The organism is Nocardiopsis sp. CNR-923 (assembly GCF_001942255.1).
Classification (GTDB): domain Bacteria; phylum Actinomycetota; class Actinomycetes; order Streptosporangiales; family Streptosporangiaceae; genus Nocardiopsis.
The window spans coordinates 22,056-32,090 of sequence record NZ_MKKC01000100.1; the positions used below are offsets into that span (position 1 = coordinate 22,056).

The 10,035-nt window shown below is 71.7% G+C and carries 8 protein-coding genes and 1 pseudogene; 4 read left to right on the forward strand and 5 right to left on the reverse strand.

The features are described 5' to 3' along the window. Positions 1 to 151: 151 nt before the first annotated feature. A complete protein-coding gene (locus BJF83_RS17960) occupies positions 152 to 349 on the forward strand; it encodes a hypothetical protein (RefSeq protein ID WP_075927208.1) in 198 nt (65 codons plus the stop codon). Positions 350 to 414: 65 nt separating this feature from the next. Here BJF83_RS17960 and BJF83_RS17965 read toward each other — a convergent pair whose 3' ends face one another. Together BJF83_RS17965 and BJF83_RS17970 are read right to left on the reverse strand one after the other, a co-directional pair. Then, positions 415 to 1,650 (reverse strand): phosphatidylserine/phosphatidylglycerophosphate/cardiolipin synthase family protein, encoded by a 1,236-nt coding sequence (locus BJF83_RS17965; RefSeq protein WP_075927209.1) that lies wholly within the window; start codon positions 1,648 to 1,650, stop codon positions 415 to 417. Between the two features lie 148 nt (positions 1,651 to 1,798). After that, positions 1,799 to 2,590, reverse strand: coding sequence for a bifunctional 2-polyprenyl-6-hydroxyphenol methylase/3-demethylubiquinol 3-O-methyltransferase UbiG (locus BJF83_RS17970; protein WP_075927215.1), 792 nt, complete (start codon positions 2,588 to 2,590; stop codon positions 1,799 to 1,801). Positions 2,591 to 2,792: 202 nt separating this feature from the next. On the opposite strand from BJF83_RS17970, the pseudogene BJF83_RS17975 reads away from it, so the two are divergent. Further along, positions 2,793 to 3,458, forward strand: a pseudogene (locus BJF83_RS17975) (HAD-IIB family hydrolase); the annotation flags it as partial. 215 nt (positions 3,459 to 3,673) lie between these two features. Next, complete coding sequence (locus BJF83_RS17980) at positions 3,674 to 4,096, forward strand: gamma-glutamylcyclotransferase family protein (RefSeq protein WP_075927210.1); 423 nt, start codon at positions 3,674 to 3,676, stop codon at positions 4,094 to 4,096. Between the two features lie 85 nt (positions 4,097 to 4,181). Here the strand turns inward: BJF83_RS17980 and BJF83_RS17985 are convergent, their stop codons facing one another. Continuing rightward, a complete protein-coding gene (locus BJF83_RS17985) occupies positions 4,182 to 5,330 on the reverse strand; it encodes a S1 family peptidase (protein ID WP_075927211.1) in 1,149 nt (382 codons plus the stop codon). 498 nt (positions 5,331 to 5,828) lie between these two features. Continuing rightward, the gene (locus tag BJF83_RS17990; RefSeq protein WP_262391659.1) at positions 5,829 to 8,204 is read right to left on the reverse strand and encodes a SpoIIE family protein phosphatase; all 2,376 of its coding nucleotides are present in this window, start codon (positions 8,202 to 8,204) and stop codon (positions 5,829 to 5,831) included. A gap of 217 nt (positions 8,205 to 8,421) precedes the next feature. Between BJF83_RS17990 and fdhD the strand changes: the two genes are divergently transcribed. Further along, positions 8,422 to 9,255, forward strand: coding sequence for a formate dehydrogenase accessory sulfurtransferase FdhD (fdhD, locus tag BJF83_RS17995; protein WP_075927216.1), 834 nt, complete (start codon positions 8,422 to 8,424; stop codon positions 9,253 to 9,255). A gap of 88 nt (positions 9,256 to 9,343) precedes the next feature. On the opposite strand, the gene BJF83_RS18000 is transcribed toward fdhD, so the two are convergent. Then, complete coding sequence (locus tag BJF83_RS18000) at positions 9,344 to 9,667, reverse strand: hypothetical protein (protein WP_075927213.1); 324 nt, start codon at positions 9,665 to 9,667, stop codon at positions 9,344 to 9,346. Between the last annotated feature and the right edge of the window lie 368 nt (positions 9,668 to 10,035).

Below are 10,035 nucleotides of genomic sequence, written 5' to 3' on the forward strand. Positions count from 1 at the left end.
CGGTGGCGCCCCTCCCCTCAGCGCGACCGATCTTCACCGGCTCCCCGTGTCGCCATGACACGGCCCGCGTCCTGCCCGATCATGGCCACCAGGAACGACCACCACGCCGGACCACGGTCCGGCCGAGAACTCTTCGGGGGCCACGACCACCATGCCGAACGCGGACCAGTCGCACGACGACGGACGGCCCAGGACCAACCAGCGCGGCGCCTCGGAGTCCGCGATCGCCTCCGTCCTGCACCGCGACCCGCACCCCGGTCCGCAGCACTGGGGCGGGCCCCGCCCCCGCCGGGCCGAACGCGACCCCTTCCGTCTGCCCCGCCCCGCTGTCCCGCGCCCGACGACCTGACTCCGGCCGCCGCGTTCGGGCCCGGGGCCCGTTGAACGGCCGGGGGCGCCCGCGCCCCGCCGGACTCAGAGGAAGGGCCGCCACGGAGCCAGGAACAGTGCTCCGAACTTGGCGGCGAACGGGCGGTTGCGCCACTCCTCCAACGTCAGCTCGCGCGCGTTGGTGAGGTCGTTGGCGAAGACCTCCTCCAGGTGCTTGGCCACGCCCTCGTCGAAGATCTCGACGTTGATCTCGTAGTTCCCGGTCAGGCTCAGGCGGTCCACGTTGGCCGTGCCGACCGTGCTCCACTTTCCGTCGACGGTCGCCGTCTTGGCGTGCACCATGGCGCCCTGGTACAGCCACAGCCGCACCCCGCCGCGGAGCAGCGCCATGTACTGCCCCCTGGCCATCCAGTCCGCCATCACGTGGTTGGAGGCCTCCGGGACGAGCACGTTGACGTCCACGCCGCGCCCGGCCGCGTCCACCAGCACCTTGAGCAGTTCCCGGTCGGGGATGAAATAGGCCTGGGTGAACAGCACCCGGTCCTTGGACCGGTCGATCGCCTCCAGGAGCATCGCCCGGATCGGGTAGATGAGCTGCTCGGGCACGTTGCGGTGCACCCGCAGCCGCGCGTCCCAGTCGGTCTGCCCGATGTGGTCGAGGCGGGGCTGGTGTTCGCCCCGGTTCATGTTCCAGAAATCGACGAAGGCGTTCTCCAGCTCCCACGTCGCCGGTCCCGACACCCGCAGGTGCGTGTCCCGCCACTCCGTCGCGTACAACGAACCCACGTTGTACCCGCCGACGAAGCCGATCTCGCCGTCCACCGTGAGGATCTTGCGGTGGTCGCGGCCGGACTTGCGCACGTTGAGCAGCAGCACGCCCGGGCGGAAGGCCGGGTAGCGCAGCACGGACACGTCCGGCGGGAAGTCGAAGAAGGAGCGCGGCACGACGAGGTTGGCGAAGCCGTCGTAGATGACGAACACCTCGACGCCCCGGTCGGCAGCCTCGATCAGCGCGCGCTTGAACTCCCGGCCCACCTGGTCGTCCTTGAAGATGAAGGACTCGAACAGCACCCGGCGCCGTGCCCCGCGAATGGCGGCGAGCATGTCCTCGTAGACGTCCTCGCCGTAGGTGTAGACCGTGGCCGTGGTGTCACCGAGCGGCAGCTCCATGGGCGCGGTCCTCGGGAATCGCGCCCGGTGTGGACGCACGCGTCTGCGCCACAGGTTCACCCCCACGGCCGCGGCGACCACCGCCGCCTGGCTCGCCAGGAACCCCGCCAGCGCCCACTTGGCCGCGGACACGAGGGTCGAGCGTCGCACTGTCGCCTCCAGAACGGATCACACGCCGAACCAAGCCCGGTGGGTCCCGGGCTCGGCCTCCCCGGCCTCGGCGTCTTCCGCGCGAGGTCGACGTCAACCGTATCCCGCGCTCGTCACGACGGTTCGCACCCCGGTCCGTGTCCTGGCGTCAGCGCCGCTCACGCAGGCGGCAGACCAGGAGTTCGGTGGTCGGGCTCTCGCGCCGTCGCCGCACCAGGCGGCGCTCCAGCGGGTAGAGGGCCGCGCCGGCCGCCCAGCCGGTCGGCGCGGTCACCGTCGCGGCGCGCAGGACGCCGCCCCACAGCTTGCGCCACAACAGGGAGGCGTCCACCTGGGCGTTCATGAGCACGAGCAGGGGAACGCGTCGGATCACGTCGAACCCGGCCTTGTCGACGGTTCCGGCGATCCATTCCAGGGTCCGGTTGACCTGGTGTTCCCCCCGCTGCTCGGGGCGTTGCAGACAGTTCTCGGAGATGACCAGGTGTCCGCCGGGGCGCACGACCCGGGCGAACTCCGCCAGTGCGTGCGCGTAACGGTCGTCGTCGGTGATGTGGAAGAGGACGTCCATGCACGAGACGGCGTCGAAGGAGTCGGCGTCGAAGGCGTCCAGTTCGGAGACGTCCTGACGGACGAACCGGTGGTCCGGGAAGCGCCCGCGCAGCCGCGCCACGGCGGCGTCGGTCATGTCGCAGCCGGTGACGTCGCCCGCGCCGAGCCGTTCCCACAGGCGCACGTAGAAACCGGTGCCGCTGCCCGCGTCGAGGACACTGCGTCCGCACGGGGCGAGGCGGCCGGCCTCGCGCAGGAAGACCTCCTCCCGCACGCGGTACATCCACCGGTTGAAGGGGCGTCCGAGCGCCCGGTACCCGACACCGCTCTCGGTCCAGTCGCCTTCGAGCCGGCGCTCCCAGAAGTCGCGGAGTTCGCTGTGCCTAGCCATGTACACACTGTCACACCGAGGTCGGCGTCCTGTCCGGACGCAGCGCCGTGCGGGCCCGGAAACCGTCCGCGCGGATGGGCTTCCGACGCTCCGACCGCCCCTTCGCCCTGACGTGCTCGGCGGCCGGGGTGGTCGAAGGCGTCCCCGCGACGCCGACACGTGCCAGTCGAAACGGTCTGCGGGTGCGGGAATAATCCTGCCCATGGTCTCTCCCCGGGTCATCGCGACCGATCTCGACGGCACCCTCCTCCGCCTCGACGGCTCCCTCTCCCCCCGCACCATCGACGTCCTGTCCGCCGCCGACGCCGCCGGTCTGAAGGTGGTCATCGTGACCGCCCGTCCGCCCTCGGCCACCTCCATGATCGCCGACCGGCTCGCGTGTTCGGCCGTGATCTGCGGCAACGGCGCCTTCACCCGCCTGCCCGGCCAGTCCGTGACCCGCGTGCGCGCTCTGGACCGGGACGCCTCCGGCACCGTCGTCGAGAAGCTGCTCGCGGCCGTGCCCGACGTCGGCTTCGCCGTGGAGACCGGTGACGGCCTCGTCTACGAACCCTCCTTCGAACTGTCGGCGTGGGCCGCCGAGGCGCCGTGGAGCACGCTCGTCGGGTCCGCCGAGGAGTTGGTCGAACGCGCGACGCCCGTCGCCAAGCTGCTCGCACGGGCGGCCGAGACGCCCCTGCACTCGATGAGGGAGCAGGTCCAGGCCGCGATCGGCGCACTGGCGGAGGTCACCTACTCGGGCGGCAGCCGCCTGCTGGAGATGAGCGCCCCCGGCGTGACCAAGGGCAACGCGCTCGCCGAACTGTGCGGCGCCTGGAACGTGCCCGCCGAGGAGGTCGCGTTCTTCGGCGACATGCCCAACGACCTGTCCGCGCTGAGATGGGCGGGGCACGGGTACGCGATGGCCAACGGGCACCCGGACCTGCTCGACCCCGCGCTGGGTCTGGGCGTGGCGCGTCCCACCAGGAGGACGGGGTGGCCCGGGTCGTGGAGGGGATCCTCTCCGGGCTCCGATGAGGGCGCGCGGCGTCGGTCGGCGCCGGGTGCTCCCGCGCCGGGCCGACCCTCCTATGATCCGCTGGTATGCACCGATTCTCCGAGCGGCGCCAGCCGCTGTTCGTCTACGGCACGCTCCTGTTCCCGGAGATCCTCGACGCCCTCCTGGGCCGGGTCCCGGACGCCGAGCCCGCCTCCGTTCCCGGCTGGCGGGTGGCCGCGCTGCCCGGACTTGCCTACCCGGTGTTGGTCCCGGGCTCGGGCGCAGCCCCGGGCCGACTGCTCTCCGGGTTGTCGGAGTCCGAACGCCGGATCGTCGACGTCTACGAGGACGACTGGTACGACCTGCGCCCCCTGGTGCTGACCGACGGCCGCACGGGGTGGGCCTTCACCGCCACGGCCTCGGCCACCGTGTCCCCAGGGGACTGGGACGCGGGTGCCTTCGCCGCCGGGCACCTGGCCGCCTACGTCGAGGGGTGCGCCGCTCTTCGGGCCGAACTCCTCGGCTGACCCGGACCGCAGCGGAGCACGGACGAGCGGGCGCCGACCAACCATGGTGGGTCGACGCCCGCAGTACCGGGGACCGGTCAGTGGGTCAGCCGGTGAGCAGGGTCAGGTCCCACTCATCCAGGATCGGGTTGAGCGGCTGGAAGAAGGTCGTGCCGCCGAACGTGCAGTTGCCGGAACCGCCGGAGGTCACGCCCTGGGCCTCGGTGCCCGCCAGCCAGGAGCCGCCGGAGTCGCCGCCCTCGGCGCAGGCGCTCGTCCGGGTCAGCCCGTAGACGACCAGGTTGCCCGCGTAGCGGACGGTCTGGTCCTTGGCCTCGATGACGCCGCAGTGCCAGCCGGTGGTCTGGCCCGAGCGGCACACGGACGCGCCCACGGGGGCCTCGGTGGACCCGGTGACGGTGACGGTGCCGCCCTCGTAGTCGTTGACCTCGGCGGTCGGGACGGTGCTGGAGCCCGTCACCTCGACCCAGGCCGAGTCGCTGGTGGGGAAGGACGAACCGGCGACCGTGCCGATCTGCTGCGTCCCGGGGACGTCCAGCCAGGTGTCGCTGCCCTCGTCGCCGCAGTGGCCGGCGGTCACGTAGCCGCCGACGACACCGAAGCCGACGGAGCACACGTACCAGCCGCCGTCCTGCTGGAAGTAGTAGGGGTTGCCGCCGACGATGTCGGCGTAGGTCGTCGGCGTTCCGACGCTCTCCTCGACGACGGTGTCCGCCTCGACGCCGGCTCGTTCGGCGAGCGCCCGGGCCTCGGCCTCGTGGCCCGGGGCGGCCTCGATGACGACCGCGTCCCTGACGGTGTCGGCGTACCAGCCGTGGACGGTGGCCGGGACCTCGTCCACGGCGTCCAACGCCTCGACGCCGGCCGCCAGTTCGGCCTCGCCGTTGTCGACGACCTCGGGAACGGCTCCGGCGTCGCGCACGGCGTCGGACGCGGAGGGGTCGGTGACCTGGACGGTCAGGTCGAGGGTGTCGACGTCGAAGAACGCGCCGCCGAAGTCCGCGCCGAGATCTTCGCGGAGTTCGGCCTCGGTCTCGGTGGCTTCCTCCTGGGCCTCGAAGAGGTCGTCGACCCCGGACTCGCTGAGCCCGAAGGCCGCGCGCATGGCCGCCATCTGTTCGGGGGAGATGTCCCCGGTCGTGGTGTCGGCCGACACCAAGCCGGCCCCGGCGAGGACGAGGGTGAGGGAGAGTGCGGTGGTCCCGAGGGAGCGAGCAACGGGATGTCTTGTCAAGAGTCTGCCCTTTCAGAGGGGTATGAGGCAGTGGGCGCGGCGCGCCCCGTGGGGGTGGACGGATCGCCGGGCCTGTCACCCAGCGAGCGTCGACGTGTCCACTCGGTGGTGAACACGGGACAACGTAGGGGAGGCGCAGGAAGAGGACAACGGTACGAATACGCAACGAATTCAGAAGGAGTACTTACAAATACGGCCAGAACCACACGGATCGCTGAAGTGAACGAGGGGAATGGTGAGAACCGTGCGCACAGACGGCCGGGGGCGCACACCTCTAGCACGAGTCGGTGCGCCGCGCGAGGGGGGACGGCTGGCCTGATCCGGCCAACCTGACATCACTCTCCGTGTGCGTCCAGGACGCCAAGGGCCCGATCATCCGACCGCAAAAAGGGAGTCAGGACCAGGAGGAACTCCGTACGAGTCCAAAGTGCACGATGCCCTGTGCGCTGGGCGAACACGCGCACGGACACGAAGAGTCACAGGATCGGGTGCGGCGCGTCAGACGTGGGCGGAGACCGGAAGATGCTGCTCGGCCCAGATGATCTTCCCCTCCCCGGTGTACCGCGTGCCCCACCGGTGCGTGAGCTGGGCGACCAGGAAGAGGCCGCGCCCGCCCTCGTCCGTGGTGCGGGCGTGCCGCATCCGGGGCGAGGTGCTGCTGGCGTCGTAGACCTCGCAGATCAACCCGGCCTGGCGCAGCATCCGCAGCCGGATCGGCGCCGCCGCGTAGCGGATGGCGTTGGTGACCAGCTCACTGACGACCAGCTCGGTCGTCAGCGTGAGTTCGTCCAGTCCCCACGTGTGCAGCCGCCGGGCCGTCCACGCCCGGACGTCCGCCACCGCGGCCGGGTCGGACGGCACCTCCAACGAGGCGATCCGGTCCCCGCCCAGGGAGTGCGTCCGGGCGAGCAACAGCGCCGCGTCGTCCGTGCGGGCGCCCGGAAGCAGCCCTCGGACCGCGCTCGCGCACAGTTCGTCGATCGGGACGCCCGGCCGGGCCAGCGCGCGCCCGAGGCGGGTCATGCCCGACTCGGGGTCCTGGCCGTCGAAGCGGATCAGACCGTCGGTGTACAGGCCGAGCAGACTGCCCTCCGGCAGCCGCACCTCGGCCGCCTCGAAGGACAGTCCGCCCAGCCCGAGCGGCGGCCCGGCGGGCAGATCGGGGAAGTACACACTGGCGTCGGGCCGGACCACCACCGGCGGCGGGTGCCCGGCGCGCGCCATCGCGCAGCGCTGCGTGACGGGGTCGAAGACGGCGTACAGACACGTGGCGCCCGTCATGGCGGTGGCCGTCGTCTCATCCTCCGGGTCCTCCTCGACCATGCTGATCACCAGGTCGTCGAGGTGGGCCAGCAGCTCGTCGGGGTGCAGGTCCATGTCCGCGAGCGTGTGCACGGCGGTGCGCAGGCGGCCCATCGTCGCGGCGGCGGCGAGGCCGTGCCCGACCACGTCGCCCACCACCAGGGCCACCCGGGCGCCGGACAGCGGAATGGCGTCGAACCAGTCGCCCCCGACCCCGTCCTTGGCGTTCGACGGCAGGTAGGAGGAGGCCGTCTCCACGACGGTCCCCCTGGCGAGCGCGTGCGGGAGCAGGGTCTGCTGGAGCGCGAGGGCGATGGCGTGCTCCCGCGAGTAGCGGCGGGCGTTGTCCACGCACACGGCCGCCCGGCCCACCAGCTCCTTGGCCAGCAGCAGGTCGTCGGGTTCGAAGGAGGTCAGGTTCTCGGAGCGGACGAAGGTCGCCAGACCCAACACGGTGTCGCGCGCACGCATGGGCACGCAGATGAGGGAGTGCAGCCCGAACTCCCGCATGGACGCCGCCCTGGACGGATGCCCCACCGCCCAGACGTCGTCGTCGGGATCAAGGACCGGGATCAGGACGGCGTCACCCTCGACCAGGTAGCGGGCGTCGTGCGGAGGCGGCACGAAGTCGACCCGGTCCCCGCGCCTGGCGACCGCCTCCGGGCAGCCCTCCCGGATCGAGCTCAGGCCCGCCCGGCACATCACGGGTCTGGCGCCGGGAGGCCAGGGCGGTGGATCCTCCGTGCCGAGCACTGCCTCCAGGAGGTCGACGATGACGAAGTCGGCGAAGCGCGGCACCGCGAAGTCGGCGAGTTCCTGGGCCGTCCGGGACACGTCCAGGGTGCTGCCGATCCGGGTGCCCGCCTCGTTGATCAGACTCAGGCGGCGCTGGGCGCTCCACCGCTCGGTGACGTCCATGACCATGTAGCACACACCGGTGGTGGCGCCCTTCGCGTCGATCAGGGGGAAGAACGAGGTGGAGTAGGCGTGCGGACGGAACGGGTCCGCCCAGCTCCAGCCCTGGTACTCGTGGTCGATGACGGGGTCGCCGGTCTCCAGGACGTTCCTCATGACGCTCTCCAGCGGCTCCGCGCGCAGTCCGGGGAGGACATCCCCCAGCCGGCGGCCCACGCGCTGGTCACTCGGCACCCCACCGAACCGCTCCAGAGTCGTGTTCAACCAGACGAAGCGCAGATCCCTGTCGACCACGGCCATGCCGATCGGCGAGCGGGTGAGGAAGCCGTCCAGCACGGACTCGCTGACCGTCCACCCCGGGGTGTACTCCCTCCCGCAGGCCAGGAAGCAATGCCGTCCGTCCAGCTCGAAGGCGGCGGAGACCCTCAGGTCCACCTCGATCCGCCGACCGTCCCTGCGCTGGAGTTCGATCCTGCCCTTCCAGCTGCTCCCCGACCGGCACCGGTCGGCGATGCGCGCCGTGCGCGCGGGGTCAGGGTCCTGTGACTGCGCGAGCAGGCGGACGGCGGACCGGCCGACCACCTCGGCGGACCGGTATCCGAGGAGTTCCTCGGCGCCGCGGGTCCAACCGAGCACCGTGCCGGACTCGTCGATCACCGCAGCCGTGTCACTCGCGGCGCCAGCGTGCTCCGGCGGGCCGGACGGCCCTGGCGGGCCAGGGGGCGCACCGGGGTCTGGCCTCGACATGCTCGCTCACCACCAACCCCTATGCCCTCATCATTCCCGCATCACCCCTGGTCCAAGACCTTCGGCTCGACGACCCGCCGGCCCGTGGAACCCTGTGTGTGTACGGTCGACGGAGGCGGTGGGGCTGATGGGACGGGTCACGGTCAGGGAGAAGGTCCTGCGGATCAGGGACGGCGCCGTCAGCGAACGGGTGGACACGCTCGTCGCCGAGGAACCCCTGGAGATCAGGCTGGACGGCGCCCCGCTGAGCGTCACCATGCGCACTCCCGGGCACGACTTCGACCTCGCGGCCGGATTCCTGGTCGGTGAGGGCGTGGTCGCGGCCCGGGAGGAGGTGGCCGCGATCCGGTACTGCGCTGGCGCCGCGGAGGACGGGGTGAACACCTACAACGTGCTCGACGTGTCCCTGGCGCCCGGGGTGCCGCGCCCGGACGCCTCCGTGGAGCGCAACTTCTACACGACCTCCTCCTGCGGGCTGTGCGGCAAGGCGAGCCTGGACGCCGTGCGCACGAAAGCCCGGTGGCCGGTGGCCGACGACGGGCTGCGTGTGGGCGCGGACACGCTGGCACAGCTTCCCGACCGGCTGCGCGAGGCGCAACGGGTCTTCGACCGCACCGGCGGACTGCACGCCGCCGGACTGTTCACCGCCGACGGCGAACCGCTCGCCGTGCGCGAGGACGTGGGCCGCCACAACGCCGTGGACAAGCTGGTGGGCTGGGCGCTGCACGCTGGACGGCTGCCGCTGCGGGGGACGGTGCTGGTGGTCTCGGGGCGCGCCTCGTTCGAGTTGGCGCAGAAGGCGTGGATGGCGGGCGTACCGGCTCTGGCCGCCGTCTCGGCGCCCTCGTCCCTGGCCGTCGAGCTGGCCGCGGAGGCGGGGATGACACTGGTGGGCTTCCTCCGCGGCTCCTCCATGAACGTCTACGCGGGGCGGCGGCGGGTCCTCCTGGACGGGTGCTGACGACGTGGCCGGGCCCGCCCCCGTGCGGGAGCGGGCCCTGTTCGCGGCGTCCGGCGGAACGCCGCGACGTTCCTCCTTCATGTGGCGTCTAGCGGGCGAAGCTGAAGATGTCGTACGACGCCGCGCCGGACGGTCCGGCGAAACTGCCGCTCTGCGAGTAGAGCGCGCCGCCGTAGAAGTTGCCGCCCCCGCGGTATCCGCCGGAGCCTGCCTGGCTCACGATCGACGTGCTTCCCGCGCCGAAGCCGCCGGCGAAGTTCTGGTTGTAGGACCAGAAAGCGCCGCTTGTCTGGCCGTAGCGGCCGTACCGGCCGTCCCAGTGGTCGGCGGAGGCGACGGCCGGGGCCGCCAGCGCGAGGACGGGTGCCGCGACGACCGCGGCGGCGATACGGCGAACAGTGCGCCTGCGCATGGTCTGCTCCCTTGCAACCGGGGCGAATCGCCCCACCACCCCGCCGAGGTAGCCACGACGCGGTGGCCTGCCTGTGCTCTGGTTGGACGCGGGGCCCCGGCCGAGGCGCACGGCCGGTGGTCCGCGGAGGCGTCCGGCGCTCCGCACGCGCCTGTCCCCACGTCTGGATGTACCGCAAGTAGTCGCAATCGCAACTGTCCATTATTCAACCACTCGGACGCCGTCCCCGCCGCTGGACTGTCTCCTCGGTGACTCAATCGGTTGCCGTCGTCCCGGACCGCGCACGCGAAGGACCGGTCATGTCCCTTGGAGTGGTGTAACTCCTGGATGGGTGATCTGACCTGCAGGGCTATAGCAACGAGGCGAGC